Genomic DNA, 24,484 nt, shown 5'->3' on the forward strand with positions numbered 1-24,484 from the left:
GTTCACTGCGATCAAGATAGGCTTCTGTTCCCGGAACTGCGGTCGTCGGGGGTTCTGACCGAAGACGCACTGCGAACAGCATGGTTTTTCAATTGCCTGGGGCACGCGGTCGAGATGTGTTTGAAACAGATGATCCTCTCGGAGCGGTGTGAAAACGCAGGAAAGGTTTGAACACCTGGGGCATTTGTTGGGTGAAAAGGCGACCATGCCCTTTCACATTGATTGCAAATCAAAAACTGTCGGGCTGCGGCCCCGCGTACTGGCCATCGCTCCTGGGTGTTTCCTTTGGCAAATATGCACCTGCAACCCGCCTTTTGCTCGTTTTCAATTCTGCACCAATGGAATGAAGAAAGTTAACAATAAGTAAACTCAACCTACCATTTGGGAGTTTGCCGGAAAGGAGAGCTGTGGCAACAATCAATTTGTAGTTCGTAGTGACTGCGTGGCTCCAGATTTTTCTGGGCTGCGTTACTGTCTTATATTCTGATGTTCTGATTATGGTTGCCGGCACTGGTTTGCCTGGTTTCTTTTGGGGGAAATTATGCACGTTCATTTTGTTATTTCGTGTTTTCAAGAACCACATTTAGAGCAAAGCCGACGAAAGCTCATTTAGCTTGGATTCTGAAGTCAACCGATAAACTTATGGATTGATCCATAGGTCACCTTTGCGTCTCAAAAAAACAGTCGTTCCAAATGGGCTCCGAATGTATTCGGAGCAATTGTCGAATTGTGCGCACTCAAAAACTATCCCTGAGGAAGAAAATTCATGGCCGCCCCTGTAATCACTAGCATTGTTCCGTCCATTACAACTCTGGTTGAAGGTGAAACGTCGTTCAGCCTCACGATCCAATTCGACCAAGGTCTTGATTCGGCCGTAACGCCATCAATTTCTCTCGATCCTGCGCTGGCCGCGACGCTAGGGGTACCAACGGGCATTGCGTTTTCCACAACGACAACTGCGGACGACACGGTTGTTGTGACATATGTGGTAACTGACGCGAACCTAGAATTGGCTGACGTGGATGTTTCTGTTTCGGGCGCGCAGAACTTGTCCGCAGAGGTGATTTCTCCGACCGTGATTACAGATGTCTTTTCGGTGGATATGGCCGTTGAAACACCTGCCGCGCCTGATCTGACACCCAGTTCGGATTCCGGCAGCAGCACATCCGACAACATTACGTTTTTCCAAACACCTTCGCTGAATGTGTCTTTGGTTTCTGAAGTCGGGGCAACTGTTCAGTTGCTGCGCAGTCCAGCGGGTGCAGGGACCTATACGCTGGTCGGCAGTGAAACGGTGACATCAGGAAATGCCGGTTCGATCGTTCAGTTCCAGGACAATGGCCAGGTTTTGTCCGATGGTGTTTATGACTATATCACCCGGGTTACTGATGCGGCAGGGAACCAATCCTCGTCTTCCATTCTGTCCGTAACCGTGGACACGCAAGTTGTTGCACCCGGGAACATTCAGATGGTGGCCGCAGACGATTCGGGCTTGTCCAACAGCGATGCGGTAACCAGCGAGGGTGCGCCGGACTTTACCATCGACCTCGGCGCGTCTGCCAAGATTGGTGACGTGATCGAACTGCTGGACAATGGCAGCGTCGTGGCATCGGTGACGTTGACATCGGATGGGGCCCAGACTGTCACCTTCGAAAACGTCCCATTGAACGAGGCGGCACATGTGATGACCGCCCGCGCCAGCGACACAACCGGCAATTCGGCGGTTGGAATTGCATCTCTTGACGTTGTGATCGATCAATCCAACCCGGACACACCCACCTTGTCCGTTCCGGGAAGCGAAACCACGACTTCGGATATTGCTATTTCGCTCAATGGATTGACGGGAGGCGTCGCTAGCGGAACCGTGACCCTCAGCGATGGCTCGGCGAGCGAAACGTATACCTTTACCGACGCGGAAATCTCCGGCGGGTCAGTCGCCCTGACCGAAGAAGACCTGTCGGGCTCTGGTTTGTCCTTGGCTGATGGAACGATCACTGTATCTGCGGTGGTTATGGATTTGGCTGGCAACAGCTCCACAGCAATCAACCAGAGCTTTGTGCTCGATAGCACGGCAGACGAACTGAACGACCTCTCCGTAACCTTCAACGGAACTGCAACAGACGGGTTTATCAACGCGTCGGAGGCAGGGGCCGCTGGGGTCAACATCATTGTTGATGGAATAGACGGCGACATTGTCGGGCCGGTAGATATTGTCCTGACGTCGGACGGTGGCGGAACTGCGACGATCTCGAATGTCACCAACGGGACCCATGCGATTGCGCCTGCGGCGTTGGCCTTGTTGAACGATGGCACCCTGACAGCCACAGTCGTCGTCTCGGATGATGCCAATAACACCAAGACTGTGACCGACAACGCCGTATTGGATACCGGCCTTCCGACTGTCACGGTGACGTCAAGCATCACGGGCACGGCCAACGCGGCTGACGGGGATGTCACTTTTACCATCGAGTTTGACGAAGATGTTTCTGGTTTCGACACGTCTGATGTCACGGTTGCCAACGGCACCAAGGGAAGTTTCACGGCTGTTGACGGCAATACTTACACGTTGGTGGTCACGCCTGATGCAGCGCTCGAAGGCAACGTGACCGTGGATGTCAGCACGAGCGGTGTGGTAGATGCCGCCGGCAACGTCGCAACCGCACCTGCACAATTTGTTCAGGCCGTCGACAATATCGCTCCGTCGATCACGTCGGTTTCGGTCAGCGACGCAACGGTTGGTGGTGATGACGTTTCGGGAACCGTCACTATTGATGTCACTTACGATTCCAATATGGACCAATCGGTGGATCCATCGATTGCATTCTCCTCGCCCGTAGACACGACACTGGGACTGAATGCCGGTATGTCGGGCTGGCTCGACGCGACCACTTATCGTGCGGTCTATGACGTGCTCGACGGTGATGTTGATGTCCAGGATGTCGATTTCACCGTCACGGGGGCGCAAGACCTGGCTGCCAACCCCCAAGCCCTTCAGAGTTTTGACGAGAATATCGATATCGACACGGTGAACCCGACAGTGACGATCTCTGATGATACCAACGGTGTATCCAACAGCACCTCAGGGGACGTCACCTTTACTTTCGAATTCACCGAAGGTGTGACCGGATTCTCTGCATCCAACGTCACGGTGACAAACGGGACAAAAGGTTCGTTTGTGCCAGTGGATAGCAATACTTATACGCTGGTTGTCACGCCTCAGGCGGGTGTTTCAGGGGATATTTCCGTCGAGTTGAATACGGCCGGTGTGGTCGATGCCCAGCAGAATGTTGCTGTAACTCCAGCGGTTTATACTCAGCCGATTGATACGGTTGTGCCCACCGTGACGGGCATCAGCGTGACTCCGTCTTCTGTGAACGAAGACACGGCTTCGATTGACATCGTTGTGACCTTTAGCGAGGCGATGGATCAAGCGGGTGGGCAAGAGCCTGTGGTTTCCCTGTCACCTGCTCCGGCAGGTCTGAGCCTGGGTGCAGGCGTATGGACGTCTGGCGGCACGGTTTTCACCGTGACGGCAACGCATACCGACAGCGACGAAGCCGTTGCCGATATTGATGTGACCGTCACCGGCGGTCAGGACGTGAATGGCAACGCGCATGTCTCCACCAACGAAGTGGATGCGATCACGGTCGACAGCGTGGCCCCGGTTGCGATGATCACCATGGACAGCGCCGCGCTGAACGCCGGAGCGGACAGTGCCACAGTGACGATCAGCTTTTCCGAGGCCGTGACCGGGCTCGAGATCAGCGACTTTACGGTACCGAATGGCGCGCTGTCTGCGCTGGCCACTGCCGATAATGTGACCTGGACGGCGACCTATACCGCGAACTCTGGTGTGGACAGCGCGACCAACCAGATCGAGCTGACCGCGGGCACGGTTCTGGATGCGGCGGGCAACGACAATGCTGTGGCTTCGGGCCCCAGCTTTGCGATTGATACGGTTGTGCCCACGGTGACGGGCATCAGCGTGACTCCGTCTTCTGTGAACGAAGACACGGCTTCGATTGATATCGTTGTGACCTTTAGCGAGGCGATGGATCAAGCGGGTGGGCAAGAGCCTGTGGTTTCCCTGTCACCAGCTCCGGCGGGTCTGAGCCTGGGTGCAGGCGTATGGACGTCTGGCGGCACGGTTTTCACCGTGACGGCAACGCATACCGACAGCGACGAAGCCGTTTCCGATATTGATGTGACCGTCACCGGCGGTCAGGACGTGAATGGCAACGCGCATGTCTCCACCAACGAAGTGGACGCGATCTCGGTCGATAGTGTGGCCCCGGTTGCGATGATCACCATGGACAGCGCCGCGCTGAACGCCGGAGCGGACAGTGCCACCGTGACGATCAGCTTTTCCGAGGCCGTGACCGGGCTCGAGATCAGCGACTTTACGGTACCGAATGGCGCGCTGTCTGCGCTGGCCACAGCCGATGGTGGTGTGACCTGGACGGCGACCTATACCGCGAACTCTGGTGTGGACAGCGCGACCAACCAGATCGAGCTGACCGCGGGCACGGTTCTGGATGCGGCGGGCAACGACAATGCTGTGGCTTCGGGCCCCAGCTTTGCGATTGATACGGTTGTGCCCACGGTGACGGGCATCAGCGTGACTCCGTCTTCTGTGAACGAAGACACGGCTTCGATTGATATCGTTGTGACCTTTAGCGAGGCGATGGATCAAGCGGGTGGGCAAGAGCCTGTGGTTTCCCTGTCACCAGCTCCGGCGGGTCTGAGCCTGGGTGCAGGCGTATGGACGTCTGGCGGCACGGTTTTCACCGTGACGGCAACGCATACCGACAGCGACGAAGCCGTTTCCGATATTGATGTGACCGTCACCGGCGGTCAGGACGTGAATGGCAACGCGCATGTCTCCACCAACGAAGTGGACGCGATCTCGGTCGATAGTGTGGCCCCGGTTGCGATGATCACCATGGACAGCGCCGCGCTGAACGCCGGAGCGGACAGTGCCACCGTGACGATCAGCTTTTCCGAGGCCGTGACCGGGCTCGAGATCAGCGACTTTACGGTACCGAATGGCGCGCTGTCTGCGCTGGCCACAGCCGATGGTGGTGTGACCTGGACCGCGACCTATACCGCGAACTCTGGTGTGGACAGCGCGACCAACCAGATCGAGCTGACCGCGGGCACGGTTCTGGATGCGGCGGGCAACGACAATGCTGTGGCTTCGGGGCCCAGTTTCGCGATTGATACGGATGTGCCCGTAGCACCTATTATTACCGAAATTTTTGACGATACATTCGTGCCTGCAGGTGCGACCACGTCGAACGACCCACGCCCAACAATTCGCGGTACCGGCGAAATCGGGGCAACTGTGACGGTCTATGTTGCCGAAGGTATAGGGGGGACTCCGTCCGCGCTGGCTGAAACGGCTGTGGTTGATGGCAGCGGAAACTGGGAGATTACGCCGACAACCGATATCGTCTCCTCGCTAACTGGCACGTACGAGCTTTTCTTTACGGCATCGCAGACAGATCCGGCAGCCAACACGAGCCCGGTATCGTCTTCAGTGCAACTGGACCTGGATTTTGCGCCCGAAATTACAGGCTACACTGATGGCGGCAATCCAGTGCCGTCACCTGACCAGACCGTTGCCGAGCGGGATGATGGCGCAGTGGACGAAAACGCTGGCGACATCATTACCACCGGACGAATTCTGTTCGAAGACGCACCGACGAGCCAAGTGATGGGTCTTTCGATTACACCACCTGTTGGTGGGATTGGTGTGCTCAGCGCGTCTGTAGTTGACACGACCGAAACCGACAGCTCGGGTCAGATCGAATGGACCTATACGGTTTCAGCTGCCGAGCTGGATTATCTCGGTGCCGATGACACCTTGAATTTTGATTACACGCTCGTCTTGGTGGATGGGTCGGACCAATCGGATCCGATCGACATCACGATCACAATTACTGGTACGAACGACGCCCCGGTCGTTTCACTGACACAGCCAGTTGCTGTGAATGAAGATGCCGATGCATCGGCTCAGGCATTGTCTGTTTCTGGCAACATCATGGTTACGGATGTGGATGCCGGGCGAACCGTGCCAACGGCACAGTCGGCGGATGCAGATGCGTTGACATTGACTCTCGCGGGAGCAGCTACAGCCAAATTGAATGGAGCGGATTATACTGGTCCCAACGATATTTCTGCGTTGACCCAGGCTGTGAACCTCACACTGACCACCACTGCGGCGACTGCGACGGGATCCGCACAAAGTTTTGCTTTTTCTTATTCGGCAACGGGCAATATCGATTGGTTGAACAATGGCGAAACGCTGACTTTGACGTTCGTTGTTAATGTGGCCGATGGTACCGACACGGTTCCACAGGAAGTCAATATCACGATCACCGGCAGCAATGATGCGCCTGTTGTGACGGTGGATACGGATACGGCCACGGATGACTCTGTTGCGGCGACCGGCAATGTGCTGAGCAACGACAGCGATGCGGATGGCTCCGATGTGCTGGCGGTTGCGACGGCGGCGGCTTCGGGGGGCAGCGCCACGGCGGTGACCACCGGCACGGTGATCACGGGGACCTTCGGGACACTGACGATCTCGGATGACGGCGGCTATAGCTATGTGGTGACGGATGAGAGCCTGGATGACACCGACACGGTTCAGGATGTGTTCGACCTGGGTGTCAGCGATGGCACCGCCACGGTGGCCTCGACCCTGACCGTCGCGATCACGGGCAGCAATGATGCGCCTGTTGTGACGGTGGATACGGATACGGCCACGGATGACTCTGTTGCGGCGACCGGCAATGTGCTGAGCAACGACAGCGATGCGGATGGCTCCGATGTGCTGGCGGTTGCGACAGCGGCGGCCGCGGGGGACAGCGCCACGGCGGTGACCACCGGCACGGTGATCACGGGGACCTACGGGACACTGACGATCTCGGATGACGGCGGCTACAGCTATGTGGTGACGGATGAGAGCCTGGATGACACCGACACGGTTCAGGATGTGTTCGACCTGGGTGTCAGCGATGGCACCGCCACGGTGGCCTCGACCCTGACCATTGCGATCACCGGCAGCAATGATGCGCCTGTTGTGACGGTGGATACGGACACGGCCACGGATGACTCTGTTGCGGCGACCGGCAATGTGCTGAGCAACGACAGCGATGCGGATGGCTCCGATGTGCTGGCGGTTGCGACGGCGGCGGCTTCGGGGGACAGCGCCACGGCGGTGACCACCGGCACGGTGATCACGGGGACCTACGGCACGCTGACGATCTCGGATGATGGCAGCTATAGCTATGTGGTGACGGATGAGAGCCTGGATGACACCGACACGGTTCAGGATGTGTTTGACCTGGGGGTCAGCGATGGCACCGCCACGGTGGCCTCGACCCTGACCATTGCGATCACCGGCAGCAATGATGCTCCTGTTGTGACGGTGGATACGGATACGGCCACGGATGACTCTGTTGCGGCGACCGGCAATGTGCTGAGCAACGACAGCGATGCGGATGGCTCCGATGTGCTGGCGGTTGCGACGGCGGCGGCTTCGGGGGGCAGCGCCACGGCGGTGACCACCGGCACGGTGATCACGGGGACCTACGGCACGCTGACGATCTCGGATGATGGCGGCTACAGCTATGTGGTGACGGACGAGAGCCTGGATGACACCGACACGGTTCAGGATGTGTTTGACCTGGGGGTCAGCGATGGCACCGCCACGGTGGCCTCGACCCTGACCATTGCGATCACCGGCAGCAATGATGCGCCTGTTGTGACGGTGGATACGGATACGGCCACGGATGACTCTGTTGCGGCGACCGGCAATGTGCTGAGCAACGACAGCGATGCGGATGGCTCCGATGTGCTGGCGGTTGCGACGGCGGCGGCTTCGGGGGGCAGCGCCACGGCGGTGACCACCGGCACGGTGATCACGGGGACCTTCGGGACACTGACGATCTCGGATGACGGCGGCTATAGCTATGTGGTGACGGATGAGAGCCTGGATGACACCGACACGGTTCAGGATGTGTTCGACCTGGGGGTCAGCGATGGCACCGCCACGGTGGCCTCGACCCTGACCGTCGCGATCACGGGCAGCAATGATGCGCCTGTTGTGACGGTGGATACGGATACGGCCACGGATGACTCTGTTGCGGCGACCGGCAATGTGCTGAGCAACGACAGCGATGCGGATGGCTCCGATGTGCTGGCGGTTGCGACAGCGGCGGCCGCGGGGGACAGCGCCACGGCGGTGACCACCGGCACGGTGATCACGGGGATGTATGGCACGCTGACGATCTCGGATGACGGCAGCTACAGCTATGTGGTGACGGACGAGAGCCTGGATGACACCGACACGGTTCAGGATGTGTTTGACCTGGGGGTCAGCGATGGCACCGCCACGGTGGCCTCGACCCTGACCATTGCGATCACCGGCAGCAATGATGCGCCTGTTGTGACGGTGGATACGGATACGGCCACGGATGATTCCGTTGCGGCGACCGGCAATGTGCTGAGCAACGACAGCGATGCGGATGGCTCCGATGTGCTGGCGGTTGCGACGGCGGCGGCTTCGGGGGGCAGCGCCACGGCGGTGACCACCGGCACGGTGATCACGGGGATGTATGGCACGCTGACGATCTCGGATGACGGCAGCTACAGCTATGTGGTGACGGACGAGAGCCTGGATGACACCGACACGGTTCAGGATGTGTTCGACCTGGGTGTCAGCGATGGCACCGCCACGGTGGCCTCGACCCTGACCATTGCGATCACCGGCAGCAATGATGCGCCTGTGGTGACGGTGGATACGGATACGGCCACGGATGACTCTGTTGCGGCGACCGGCAATGTGCTGAGCAACGACAGCGATGCGGATGGCTCCGATGTGCTGGCGGTTGCGACGGCGGCGGCTTCGGGGGACAGCGCCACGGCGGTGACCACCGGCACGGTGATCACGGGGACCTACGGCACGCTGACGATCTCGGATGATGGCGGCTACAGCTATGTGGTGACGGACGAGAGCCTGGATGACACCGACACGGTTCAGGATGTGTTCGACCTGGGGGTCAGCGATGGCACCGCCACGGTGGCCTCGACCCTGACCATCGCGATCACCGGCAGCAATGATGCGCCTGTGGTGACGGTGGATACGGACACGGCCACGGATGACTCTGTTGCGGCGACCGGCAATGTGCTGAGCAACGACAGCGACGCGGATGGCTCCGATGTGCTGGCGGTTGCGACGGCGGCGGTCTCGGGGGGCAGCGCCACGGCGGTGACCACCGGCACGGTGATCACGGGGATGTATGGCACGCTGACGATCTCGGATGATGGCGGCTACAGCTATGTGGTGACGGACGAGAGCCTGGATGACACCGACGCGGTTCAGGATGTGTTTGACCTGGGGGTCAGCGATGGCACTGCCACGGTGGCCTCGACCCTGACCATTGCGATCGCGGGTTCCGAAGATCTGGCTACTATCTCAGGTGACTTTGTCGACACCATTTCCGAAGCTGGAGTGGATGGCAGCAATATGGCTGTTTCCGCGACTACGGCGTCGGGCACGCTGACAGTCACTGATCTGGATGCAGGTGAAAACCTGCTCAAGGAGAAAACAGAAAGTGGGGACAACGCCTATGGCGTATTCTCCGTCAATGCGAATGGCAGTTGGAGCTACGCCTTGACGGATCCCGAAGTATCCGGGGTTCAGGAGCTAGCCGTCGGAGAAAGTGTGACCGACACGATCACCGTCGAGTCGCTTGATGGTTCGGCGTCGCAACTGATCACCGTTACTATCCAAGGCACCAATGACGCACCCTTTATCGTGGGTACATCGGACCTGAGTGGCGATGTTGTCGATGGGGGAGTTCTCACCGCCTCCGGAACAATCAACTTCAATGACCATGAAATCGCCGACAACCATACAATTCTGGTTGCACCTGCGACGACCGGATATGTGGGTGCCTTCGCCAGTTCCGTTACTGCGCTTGCAGTTGGCTCGACCGCATCGGGTTCGATCACTTGGACGTTGACGGTTGGCGCATCGGAAATTCAGGGCCTGAGTGAGGGTCAAGAGATTGTTCAATACTATGATGTGGCCATCACGGATCCGCATGGTGGGCAGGTACAGGAACAGATCGCAATTACCCTGATGGGCACAAACGATCTGCCAGTGATTTCCGCCACGACGTCGCCGGCCGCCATCAGCGAAGACGTCGACGCGTCCGCTCAAACGATTGCTGCAAATGGAATGCTCGAAGCATCAGACGTTGATATTGGCGAAAGTGTTCAGGGCCAGGGTAATGCCCCGGACACGATAAGCGCATCGGTTATAGGTGATGCTGCTGTGACATATACAGGAACCGGGACGCTTCCAGATGTTTCAGCTCTTGCTGCAAATGCGAATCTCGCGTTTTCGACCGCACCGCAAGTCTCTACCGGAGCTGCACAGACCTTTGCTTTCAGCTACAATGCCACCGGAGATCTGGACTTTCTCGCCTTGGGAGAAATGCTGGAACTAACCTATACGGTGCAGATTTCTGATAACCACGGCGGAGTTGTCACAGATACAGTAACGGTTACGATTACGGGAACAAATGACGCCCCCACTGCAGTCGCCGATACCGGGTCTGCGGTCGAAAACGGCGGCACTATTCTTGTCGATCTCACGGGCAATGATACCGACCCGGATTCTGCTGACGATTTGGAAATTGTGTCGATTGATACAACCGGAACGCTAGGCACAGTAGCGATCAATCTCGACAACGATACGGTTACCTATGATCCGAACGGTCAATTCGAAGCCCTTGCTATTGGAGAAATGGCAACTGATACATTTACTTACACGATTTCCGACGGCAATGGAGTTACCTCGACCGAGACGGTGACGATCACGATCACGGGCAGCAATGATGCGCCTGTTGTGACGGTGGATACGGACACGGCCACGGATGACTCTGTTGCGGCGACCGGCAATGTGCTGAGCAACGACAGCGATGCGGATGGCTCCGATGTGCTGGCGGTTGCGACAGCGGCGGCTTCGGGGGACAGCGCCACGGCGGTGACCACCGGCACGGTGATCACGGGGACCTACGGGACACTGACGATCTCGGATGACGGCGGCTACAGCTATGTGGTGACGGACGAGAGCCTGGATGACACCGACGCGGTTCAGGATGTGTTTGACCTGGGGGTCAGCGATGGCACCGCCACGGTGGCCTCGACCCTGACCATTTCGGTGTCGGGCAGCAATGATGCGCCTGTTGTGACGGTGGATACGGATACGGCCACGGATGACTCTGTTGCGGCGACGGGCAATGTGCTGAGCAACGACAGCGATGCGGATGGCTCCGATGTGCTGGCGGTTGCGACAGCGGCGGTCTCGGGGGGCAGCGCCACGGTGGTGACCACCGGCACGGTGATCACGGGGACCTACGGGACACTGACGATCTCGGATGACGGCGGCTACAGCTATGTGGTGACGGACGAGAGCCTGGATGACACCGACGCGGTTCAGGATGTGTTTGACCTGGGGGTCAGCGATGGCACCGCCACGGTGGCCTCGACCCTGACCATCGCGATCACCGGCAGCAATGATGCGCCTGTTGTGACGGTGGATACGGACACGGCCACGGATGACTCTGTTGCGGCGACGGGCAATGTGCTGAGCAATGACAGCGATGCGGATGGTTCTGATGTGCTGGCGGTTGCGACAGCGGCGGCCGCGGGGGACAGCGCCACGGCGGTGACCACCGGCACGGTGATCACGGGGACCTACGGGACACTGACGATCTCGGATGACGGCGGCTACAGCTATGTGGTGACGGATGAGAGCCTGGATGACACCGACACGGTTCAGGATGTGTTCGACCTGGGTGTCAGCGATGGCACCGCCACGGTGGCCTCGACCCTGACCATTGCGATCACCGGCAGCAATGATGCGCCTGTTGTGACGGTGGATACGGACACGGCCACGGATGACTCTGTTGCGGCGACCGGCAATGTGCTGAGCAACGACAGCGATGCGGATGGCTCCGATGTGCTGGCGGTTGCGACAGCGGCGGCTTCGGGGGACAGCGCCACGGCGGTGACCACCGGCACGGTGATCACGGGGACCTTCGGCACGCTGACGATCTCGGATGACGGCAGCTACAGCTATGTGGTGACGGATGAGAGCCTGGATGACACCGACACGGTTCAGGATGTGTTCGACCTGGGTGTCAGCGATGGCACCGCCACGGTGGCCTCGACCCTGACCATTGCGATCACCGGCAGCAATGATGCGCCTGTGGTGACGGTGGATACGGATACGGCCACGGATGACTCTGTTGCGGCGACCGGCAATGTGCTGAGCAACGACAGCGACGCGGATGGCTCCGATGTGCTGGCGGTTGCGACAGCGGCGGCTTCGGGGGACAGCGCCACGGCGGTGACCACCGGCACGGTGATCACGGGGACCTACGGCACGCTGACGATCTCGGATGATGGCGGCTACAGCTATGTGGTGACGGACGAGAGCCTGGATGACACCGACACGGTTCAGGATGTGTTTGACCTGGGGGTCAGCGATGGCACCGCCACGGTGGCCTCGACCCTGACCATTGCGATCACCGGCAGCAATGATGCGCCTGTTGTGACGGTGGATACGGATACGGCCACGGATGACTCTGTTGCGGCGACCGGCAATGTGCTGAGCAACGACAGCGATGCGGATGGCTCCGATGTGCTGGCGGTTGCGACGGCGGCGGCTTCGGGGGGCAGCGCCACGGCGGTGACCACCGGCACGGTGATCACGGGGACCTTCGGGACACTGACGATCTCGGATGACGGCAGCTACAGCTATGTGGTGACGGATGAGAGCCTGGATGACACCGACACGGTTCAGGATGTGTTCGACCTGGGTGTCAGCGATGGCACCGCCACGGTGGCCTCGACCCTGACCATTGCGATCACCGGCAGCAATGATGCGCCTGTTGTGACGGTGGATACGGATACGGCCACGGATGACTCTGTTGCGGCGACCGGCAATGTGCTGAGCAACGACAGCGATGCGGATGGCTCCGATGTGCTGGCGGTTGCGACGGCGGCGGTCTCGGGGGACAGCGCCACGGCGGTGACCACCGGCACGGTGATCACGGGGACCTACGGCACGCTGACGATCTCGGATGATGGCGGCTACAGCTATGTGGTGACGGACGAGAGCCTGGATGACACCGACACGGTTCAGGATGTGTTCGACCTGGGTGTCAGCGATGGCACCGCCACGGTGGCCTCGACCCTGACCATTGCGATCACCGGCAGCAATGATGCGCCTGTTGTGACGGTGGATACGGACACGGCCACGGATGATTCCGTTGCGGCGACCGGCAATGTGCTGAGCAACGACAGCGATGCGGATGGCTCCGATGTGCTGGCGGTTGCGACGGCGGCGGCTTCGGGGGACAGCGCCACGGCGGTGACCACCGGCACGGTGATCACGGGGACCTACGGCACGCTGACGATCTCGGATGATGGCGGCTACAGCTATGTGGTGACGGACGAGAGCCTGGATGACACCGACACGGTTCAGGATGTGTTTGACCTGGGGGTCAGCGATGGCACCGCCACGGTGGCCTCGACCCTGACCATCGCGATCACCGGCAGCAATGATGCGCCGACCTTTGTCTTCGCCCCCACTGTTTTGCCACTGTCGGATACTCCCAATGATGACACGTTTGCCACTATCGATGGTGCGGTGGTGGTCGACGACATAGATACTGGTGATTTTCCGGCGCTGTCTCTGGATGGTGGTTCGAGCACGCTTGAGGCCGGCTTTACACATGAAAGTATCGGGCAATTCGGCACTCTCTATTTCAATAGCACTAATGGAGCATTCCGCTTTGCTCCGAATGACGCTGCGATCGAAGGACTGGATGACGCTGAAACTGGTTCGGATGTCTTCACGATTACGGTTACTGACAGTCAATTGGCTACGGCCCAGCAGGCGATCACCATCAATCTAACAGGTACGAATGACGTTCCTGTTATCGTTGCTGATGTTTCTGCGGCGACCGAAGATGGTGCAACGATCACTGGCGACTTGTCATCCAATGACGTGGATCGCGACGGGGAGGCGCTCAGCTATACGCTGGATGCGCCAGTTTCGGGGTTTGTGCTCAGCAGTGATGGAAGTTGGAGTTTTGACCCCAGCCATGCCGATTACCAATATCTGGCCCGGGATCAGATGGTTACCGTTGTGGTCAACTATTCCGCTACGGACGGTACGGTTGCAGACTCTGGAACTCTGAGTATCACTCTTACTGGTACGAATGATGCGCCGAACGCTGTTCTTGATACGGTTACTGTTGTCGAAGGCCAAAGTGTCGGCGGCGATCTGTCTACGAACGACGACCCTGTCGATGATGGGTCTGTATTGACTTATACGCTGAACGCGCCGGTTGATGGGCTCACAGTGAACACCGATGGAACGTTCACTTTTGATGCTTCGCATGCAACCTACGATTCTCTGGGTGCGGGCCAAACCACCGTCGTGGTCGCGTCGCAGCGGGTCGAGGATCAGGATGGAGCATTCGATAATGAAACGCTCCTGGTCACTGTAAACGGCGTCAATGATGCTGCGGTTATCACCGGTGACGACACTGGTTCGGTCACTGAGAATGCTGAAGTTGCAGCAACTGGCAATTTGGATCACACGGATGTTGATGCAAACAATGCCAATGATGCGTGGTCTACTACTGTGGTCACACAAGGCATCTACGGCCTGCTCACCATTACCGGAAGTGGGAGCTGGACTTATGTTCTGGACGAAGCCAATCCCACTGTTGATGCGTTGAATGCAAGCATGTCCTTGACCGATACGATTACGGTCGAGACCACTGATGGAACACAGGAAACCATCCAGATCACCATTAACGGCGGCAATGATGCACCGACGGTGTCGGCTGGTGTTACTGGGGGCGCGGGCGAGGATGATGCGGGATTCACCATAGACTTGCTGAGCAATGCCTCGGATGTGGATACTGGCGACACGTTGAACGTAGCAGGGTTGAACCTGGTTGGTGGCGATGACAGGGGCGTGAGCGTCGTTGGCAATAGCCTCGATGTGGACCCCTCGGCATACAACCATCTTGCCGCAGGCGAGACCGAGATCATCAGCTACTCTTTTGTTGTCCAAGATGGCAAAGGTGGCAGCGTGGCACACACCGCAACCATCACGATCACGGGCAGCAATGATGCGCCTGTTGTGACGGTGGATACGGATACGGCCACGGATGACTCTGTTGCGGCGACCGGCAATGTGCTGAGCAACGACAGCGATGCGGATGGCTCCGATGTGCTGGCGGTTGCGACGGCGGCGGCTTCGGGGGGCAGCGCCACGGCGGTGACCACCGGCACGGTGATCACGGGGACCTTCGGGACACTGACGATCTCGGATGACGGCGGCTATAGCTATGTGGTGACGGATGAGAGCCTGGATGACACCGACACGGTTCAGGATGTGTTCGACCTGGGGGTCAGCGATGGCACCGCCACGGTGGCCTCGACCCTGACCGTCGCGATCACGGGCAGCAATGATGCGCCTGTGGTGACGGTGGATACGGATACGGCCACGGATGACTCTGTTGCGGCGACCGGCAATGTGCTGAGCAACGACAGCGATGCGGATGGCTCCGATGTGCTGGCGGTTGCGACGGCGGCGGCTTCGGGGGACAGCGCCACGGCGGTGACCACCGGCACGGTGATCACGGGGACCTACGGCACGCTGACGATCTCGGATGATGGCGGCTACAGCTATGTGGTGACGGACGAGAGCCTGGATGACACCGACACGGTTCAGGATGTGTTCGACCTGGGGGTCAGCGATGGCACCGCCACGGTGGCCTCGACCCTGACCATCGCGATCACCGGCAGCAATGATGCGCCTGTGGTGACGGTGGATACGGACACGGCCACGGATGACTCTGTTGCGGCGACCGGCAATGTGCTGAGCAACGACAGCGACGCGGATGGCTCCGATGTGCTGGCGGTTGCGACGGCGGCGGTCTCGGGGGGCAGCGCCACGGCGGTGACCACCGGCACGGTGATCACGGGGATGTATGGCACGCTGACGATCTCGGATGATGGCAGCTATAGCTATGTGGTGACGGACGAGAGCCTGGATGACACCGACGCGGTTCAGGATGTGTTTGACCTGGGGGTCAGCGATGGCACTGCCACGGTGGCCTCGACCCTGACCGTCGCGATCACGGGCAGCAATGATGCGCCTGTTGTGACGGTGGATACGGATACGGCCACGGATGACTCTGTTGCGGCGACCGGCAATGTGCTGAGCAACGACAGCGATGCGGATGGCTCCGATGTGCTGGCGGTTGCGACAGCGGCGGCCGCGGGGGACAGCGCCACGGCGGTGACCACCGGCACGGTGATCACGGGGATGTATGGCACGCTGACGATCTCGGATGACGGCAGCTACAGCTATGTGGTGACGGACGAGAGCCTGGATGACACCGACACGGTTCAGGATGTGTTTGACCTGGGGGTCAGCGATGGCACCGCCACGGTGGCCTCGACCCTGACCATTGCGATCACCGGCAGCAATGATGCGCCTGTTGTGACGGTGGATACGGATACGGCCACGGATGATTCCGTTGCGGCGACCGGCAATGTGCTGAGCAACGACAGCGATGCGGATGGCTCCGATGTGCTGGCGGTTGCGACGGCGGCGGCTTCGGGGGGCAGCGCCACGGCGGTGACCACCGGCACGGTGATCACGGGGACCTTCGGCACGCTGACGATCTCGGATGACGGCAGCTACAGCTATGTGGTGACGGATGAGAGCCTGGATGACACCGACACGGTTCAGGATGTGTTCGACCTGGGTGTCAGCGATGGCACCGCCACGGTGGCCTCGACCCTGACCATTGCGATCACCGGCAGCAATGATGCGCCTGTGGTGACGGTGGATACGGATACGGCCACGGATGACTCTGTTGCGGCGACCGGCAATGTGCTGAGCAACGACAGCGACGCGGATGGCTCCGATGTGCTGGCGGTTGCGACAGCGGCGGCTTCGGGGGACAGCGCCACGGCGGTGACCACCGGCACGGTGATCACGGGGACCTACGGCACGCTGACGATCTCGGATGATGGCGGCTACAGCTATGTGGTGACGGACGAGAGCCTGGATGACACCGACACGGTTCAGGATGTGTTTGACCTGGGGGTCAGCGATGGCACCGCCACGGTGGCCTCGACCCTGACCATTGCGATCACCGGCAGCAATGATGCGCCTGTTGTGACGGTGGATACGGATACGGCCACGGATGACTCTGTTGCGGCGACCGGCAATGTGCTGAGCAACGACAGCGATGCGGATGGCTCCGATGTGCTGGCGGTTGCGACAGCGGCGGCTTCGGGGGGCAGCGCCACGGCGGTGACCACCGGCACGGTGATCACGGGGACCTTCGGGACACTGACGATCTCGGATGACGGCGGCTATAGCTATGTGGTGACGGATGAGAGCCTGGATGACACCGACACGGTTCAGGATGTGTTCGACCTGGGGGTCAGCGATGGCACCGCCACGGTGGCCTCGACCCTGACCGTCGCGATCACGGGCAGCAATGATGCGCCTGTTGTGACGGTGGATACGGATACGGCCACGGATGACTCTGTTGCGGCGACCGGCAATGTGCTGAGCAACGACAGCGATGCGGATGGCTCCGATGTGCTGGCGGTTGCGACAGCGGCGGCCGCGGGGGACAGCGCCACGGCGGTGACCACCGGCACGGTGATCACGGGGATGTATGGCACGCTGACGATCTCGGATGACGGCAGCTACAGCTATGTGGTGACGGACGAGAGCCTGGATGACACCGACACGGTTCAGGATGTGTTTGACCTGGGGGTCAGCGATGGCACCGCCACGGTGGCCTCGACCCTGACCATTGCGATCACCGGCAGCAATGATGCGCCTGTTGTGACGGTGGATACGGATACGGCCACGGATGATTCCGTTGCGGCGACCGGCAATGTGCTGAGCAACGACAGCGATGCGGATGGCTCCGATGTGCTGGCGGTTGCGACGGCGGCGGCTTCGGGGGGCAGCGCCACGGCGGTGACCACCGGCACGGTGATCACGGGGACCTTCGGGACACTGACGATCTCGGATGACGGCAGCTACAGCTATGTGGTGACGGATGAGAGCCTGGATGACACCGACACGGTTCAGGATGTGTTTGACCTGGGTGTCAGCGATGGCACCGCCACGGTGGCCTCGACCCTGACCATCGCGATCACCGGCAGCAATGATGCGCCTGTGGTGACGGTGGATACGGACACGGCCACGGATGACTCTGTTGCGGCGACGGGCAATGTGCTGAGCAATGACAGCGATGCGGATGGCTCCGATGTGCTGGCGGTTGCGACAGCGGCGGCCGCGGGGGACAGCGCCACGGCGGTGACCACCGGCACGGTGATCACGGGGACCTACGGGACACTGACGATCTCGGATGACGGCGGCTACAGCTATGTGGTGACGGATGAGAGCCTGGATGACACCGACACGGTTCAGGATGTGTTCGACCTGGGTGTCAGCGATGGCACCGCCACGGTGGCCTCGACCCTGACCATTGCGATCACCGGCAGCAATGATGCGCCTGTTGTGACGGTGGATACGGACACGGCCACGGATGACTCTGTTGCGGCGACCGGCAATGTGCTGAGCAACGACAGCGATGCGGATGGCTCCGATGTGCTGGCGGTTGCGACGGCGGCGGCTTCGGGGGACAGCGCCACGGCGGTGACCACCGGCACGGTGATCACGGGGACCTACGGCACGCTGACGATCTCGGATGATGGCAGCTATAGCTATGTGGTGACGGACGAGAGCCTGGATGACACCGACACGGTTCAGGATGTGTTTGACCTGGGGGTCAGCGATGGCACCGCCACGGTGGCCTCGACCCTGACCATTGCGATCACCGGCAGCAATGATGCTCCTGTTGTGACGGTGGATACGGATACGGCCACGGATGACTCTGTTGCGGCGACCGGCAATGTGCTGAGCAACGACAGCGATGCGGATGGCTCCGATGTGCTGGCGGTTGCGACGGCGGCGGCTTCGGGGGGCAGCGCCACGGCGGTGACCACCGGCACGGTGATCACGGGGACCTACGGCACGCTGACGATCTCGGATGATGGCGGCTACAGCTATGTGGTGACGGACGAGAGCCTGGATGACACCGACACGGTTCAGGATGTGTTTGACCTGGGGGTCAGCGATGGCACCGCCACGGTGGCCTCGACCCTGACCATTGCGATCACCGGCAGCAATGATGCGCCTGTTGTGACGGTGGATACGGATACGGCCACGGATGACTCTGTTGCGGCGACCGGCAATGTGCTGAGCAACGACAGCGATGCGGATGGCTCCGATGTGCTGGCGGTTGCGACAGCGGCGGCTTCGGGGGGCAGCGCCACGGCGGTGACCACCGGCACGGTGATCACGGGGACCTTCGGGACACTGACGATCTCGGATGACGGCGGCTATAGCTATGTGGTGACGGATGAGAGCCTGGATGACACCGACACGGTTCAGGATGTGTTCGACCTGGGGGTCAGCGATGGCACCGCCACGGTGGCCTCGACCCTGACCGTCGCGATCACGGGCAGCAATGATGCGCCTGTTGTGACGGTGGATACGGATACGGCCACGGATGACTCTGTTGCGGCGACCGGCAATGTGCTGAGCAACGACAGCGATGCGGATGGCTCCGATGTGCTGGCGGTTGCGACAGCGGCGGCCGCGGGGGACAGCGCCACGGCGGTGACCACCGGCACGGTGATCACGGGGATGTATGGCACGCTGACGATCTCGGATGACGGCAGCTACAGCTATGTGGTGACGGACGAGAGCCTGGATGACACCGACACGGTTCAGGATGTGTTTGACCTGGGGGTCAGCGATGGCACCGCCACGGTGGCCTCGACCCTGACCATTGCGATCACCGGCAGCAATGATGCGCCTGTTGTGACGGTGGATACGGATACGGCCACGGATGATTCCGTTGCGGCGACCGGCAATGTGCTGAGCAACGACAGCGATGCGGATGGCTCCGATGTGCTGGCGGTTGCGACGGCGGCGGCTTCGGGGGGCAGCGCCACGGCGGTGACCACCGGCACGGTGATCACGGGGACCTTCGGGACACTGACGATCTCGGATGACGGCAGCTACAGCTATGTGGTGACGGATGAGAGCCTGGATGACACCGACACGGTTCAGGATGTGTTTGACCTGGGTGTCAGCGATGGCACCGCCACGGTGGCCTCGACCCTGACCATCGCGATCACCGGCAGCAATGATGCGCCTGTGGTGACGGTGGATACGGACACGGCCACGGATGACTCTGTTGCGGCGACGGGCAATGTGCTGAGCAATGACAGCGATGCGGATGGCTCCGATGTGCTGGCGGTTGCGACAGCGGCGGCCGCGGGGGACAGCGCCACGGCGGTGACCACCGGCACGGTGATCACGGGGACCTACGGGACACTGACGATCTCGGATGACGGCGGCTACAGCTATGTGGTGACGGATGAGAGCCTGGATGACACCGACACGGTTCAGGATGTGTTCGACCTGGGTGTCAGCGATGGCACCGCCACGGTGGCCTCGACCCTGACCATTGCGATCACCGGCAGCAATGATGCGCCTGTTGTGACGGTGGATACGGACACGGCCACGGATGACTCTGTTGCGGCGACCGGCAATGTGCTGAGCAACGACAGCGATGCGGATGGCTCCGATGTGCTGGCGGTTGCGACGGCGGCGGCTTCGGGGGACAGCGCCACGGCGGTGACCACCGGCACGGTGATCACGGGGACCTACGGCACGCTGACGATCTCGGATGATGGCAGCTATAGCTATGTGGTGACGGACGAGAGCCTGGATGACACCGACACGGTTCAGGATGTGTTTGACCTGGGGGTCAGCGATGGCACCGCCACGGTGGCCTCGACCCTGACCATTGCGATCACCGGCAGCAATGATGCTCCTGTTGTGACGGTGGATACGGATACGGCCACGGATGACTCTGTTGCGGCGACCGGCAATGTGCTGAGCAACGACAGCGATGCGGATGGCTCCGATGTGCTGGCGGTTGCGACGGCGGCGGCTTCGGGGGGCAGCGCCACGGCGGTGACCACCGGCACGGTGATCACGGGGACCTTCGGGACACTGACGATCTCGGATGACGGCGGCTATAGCTATGTGGTGACGGATGAGAGCCTGGATGACACCGACGCGGTTCAGGATGTGTTTGACCTGGGTGTCAGCGATGGCACCGCCACGGTGGCCTCGACCCTGACCATTGCGATCACCGGCAGCAATGATGCGCCTGTTGTGACGGTGGATACGGACACGGCCACGGATGACTCTGTTGCGGCGACGGGCAATGTGCTGAGCAATGACAGCGATGCGGATGGCTCCGATGTGCTGGCGGTTGCGACAGCGGCGGCCGCGGGGGACAGCGCCACGGCGGTGACCACCGGCACGGTGATCACGGGGACCTACGGGACACTGACGATCTCGGATGACGGCGGCTACAGCTATGTGGTGACGGATGAGAGCCTGGATGACACCGACACGGTTCAGGATGTGTTCGACCTGGGTGTCAGCGATGGCACCGCCACGGTGGCCTCGACCCTGACCATTGCGATCACCGGCAGCAATGATGCGCCTGTTGTGACGGTGGATACGGACACGGCCACGGATGACTCTGTTGCGGCGACCGGCAATGTGCTGAGCAACGACAGCGATGCGGATGGCTCCGATGTGCTGGCGGTTGCGACAGCGGCGGCTTCGGGGGACAGCGCCACGGTGGTGACCACCGGCACGGTGATCACGGGGATGTATGGCACGCTGACGATCTCGGATGACGGCAGCTATAGCTATGTGGTGACGGACGAGAGCCTGGATGACACCGACACGGTTCAGGATGTGTTCGACCTGGGGGTCAGCGATGGCACCGCCACGGTGGCCTCGACCCTGACCATTTCTGTGTCGGGCAGCAATGATGCGCCTGTGGTGGTTGTTGGCGCTGCAGGCCAACAGGTCGCTGGGTTGCCTTATGTTCTTGGAACTGGAGACATTTCAGCGAGTGATGTCGATACTGGTGACGTGCTGACCTATACTGTGACCCCTGTGACCGGCGGTGGGTTGCAAGTGAATGGAGTGGCATCGACCAGCTTTACCCAAGCGCAACTCGAAGCTGGGCAAGTTGCGGTTCTGTATGATGGTGGCTCCAACTTGTCGCCGATCTTTGATGTTTCGGTCAGCGATGGGACAGACAGTGTGTCTGCGACTGCCAGCTTCCAGGTTGATTTCTCGCCAACCAGTTTCACCCTGGTTCCGGAACAAGCTGAAACAGATAACTATGGCAACCGCTTTGGAGCGGCGTTGAGCCCGACCGGGGTCGTTTCCGGCAGCTTTGATGCGCCTGGGAACGAAACAGTTCTGCGTTTTGATGGGTTCGACATCGACTTTGCGGATGAAGTGCGGTTGCTGGTGAATGGCAGCGAGGTCGGTTTCCTGGGTGTCGGTGTTGATAACGGCGTACAGGCCTATGAGTTTGTTATCTCGGATACGCTCGTGAATCCCACAGGCAACGTCGTCCAGTTCCAGCAGATGCTGAACCCCGATTTCAAATGGGGCGTGACCAATATCGTGCTTGATAGCCGTGTTCGTCTGACAGAGGACGTCTTGGAAACCGGTGAGTTCGGGAACAACTTCAACGGCTCGTCTGATGCAGATGGCATTGTGACGGCGGTGTTCCAGGGCCTGGGCAAGGATGCGACCTTGTTCTTTAATGCCTTCGACATTGACTCTGGTGGTGAAGTCGAGGTGCTTCTCAATGGGACAAGCCTTGGTTTCCTGGACAAGGGACTGGACAATGGGCTGTCGGCGAACGAATTCCAGATTGACCTGTCTGATCAGATGGTTGGCGACAATGTCGTCCAGTTCATCCAGCGACAGCAAAGCACCTATACGTGGGGTGTAACTGATTTGGTGATCACCGAACGCTCTGCTGTGGATTTCAACCTTGAACGCGAAGCTCTGGAAATCGGCAAGTTTGGCAACAACTTTGGTGGCAGCACCGATGCCGACGGGGTTGTGACCGGTTCGTTTATTGGATCCGGCGAAGATCTTGTGCTGGGCTTTTCTGCCTTCGACATCGACACGGCGACCGAATTGCAGGTTGCAGTGAACGGCGTTGATCTGGGGCCGGTTGCACCGACTTCAAATGACGGAACAGCGTTCTATCAGTTCCGCATCGACAGCAGCGCGCTCTTGTCCGGTGAAAACCTGGTTACATTCACCCAAGCTGATAATCCGGCCTACAAGTGGGGCGTAACAGATATCAGTATTCAGTCCATTGATGCCGAGCTGACCCAGGGGACGACGGAAACTGGCAAATGGGGGAACAACTATGCAGGGCGGACAGAGGCCGATGCCTCCGCCGTATTCAGCTTTGCCGGTTCGACGAAAGATCTGTCTGTCGATCTGACAGGATTTGATATCGACACAAATAACGAGGTCGAGATCTTCCTGAATGGTCAGAGCCTTGGGTTCTTGGATCAGGGAACGAATGGAGGCAACTCCAGTCATTCAGTGTTCCTGTCCTCGGACATTCAGATGAGTGGTGAAAACACGCTGAGCTTTGTTCAGGAAGACAATCCGAATTACCAATGGGGTGTCACTGATTTGCTCTTGTCTGAACATGTGGATGCAGTCCTGACGGCAGATGTGACCGACACCGGGTCCTTTGGCAACAATTTCAATGGAACCAATACACCTGATGCAGAACTTCTTATGACGTTCATGGGTGGTGTCGATGACTTCGAACTGACCTTCAATGCATTCGACATCGACACGGACAATGAAGTCGAGGTCTTTTTGAATGGCAACAGTCTTGGGCGTCTTGATGCAGGTGTGGATCAGGGATTGTCGGCGTACCAGTTTGACATAGCGCAGGCGGATCAACTGGCCGGTACCAACATGTTGACATTTGTTCAGCTGCAGAACCCGAATTTCGTTTGGGGTGTCACGGACATTCTTCTGCAGACCGCTATGTTGCCGGATGAACCGATCACGATCGAATAAGTCTTTGGGGCCGACCCTACTTTGTCGGCCTTAGCTTTGCGAAACCCTGCGTAACTTAGTTATGCAGGGTTTTTCGTAATGGGGGTGCGAGCACAGCCTGAGTAACACCATGACAGTGGGGTACTGGCGAAAACTGTGCTCTTCTGCCTGCTAACCTGGAAAAAACACAGCATCAATGGGCGCCCCATTGATCGGCAACAGGACGGCGTTCCTCCGCACGCCTCAGCGATCGAAATTCAAGCTGGGGATGATGTCCATAGGTTTCGCGGCAAATCCTGACACTGCGGAGTCATTCCTGCGCTTGAGAAACATTGAACAATGTAG

General features: G+C 59.7%; 1 protein-coding gene. It reads left to right on the plus strand.

Annotation, left to right across the window (positions count from 1 at the left end; genetic code table 11):
* The first annotated feature begins 766 nt into the window (after positions 1-766).
* Positions 767-24,160 (plus strand): VCBS domain-containing protein, encoded by a 23,394-nt coding sequence (locus tag K3727_01745; GenBank protein ID UWQ91566.1) that lies wholly within the window; start codon positions 767-769, stop codon positions 24,158-24,160.
* Positions 24,161-24,484: the final 324 nt, after the last annotated feature.

This window comes from Rhodobacteraceae bacterium M382 (assembly GCA_025141015.1).
Lineage (GTDB): Bacteria > Pseudomonadota > Alphaproteobacteria > Rhodobacterales > Rhodobacteraceae > Aliisedimentitalea > Aliisedimentitalea scapharcae.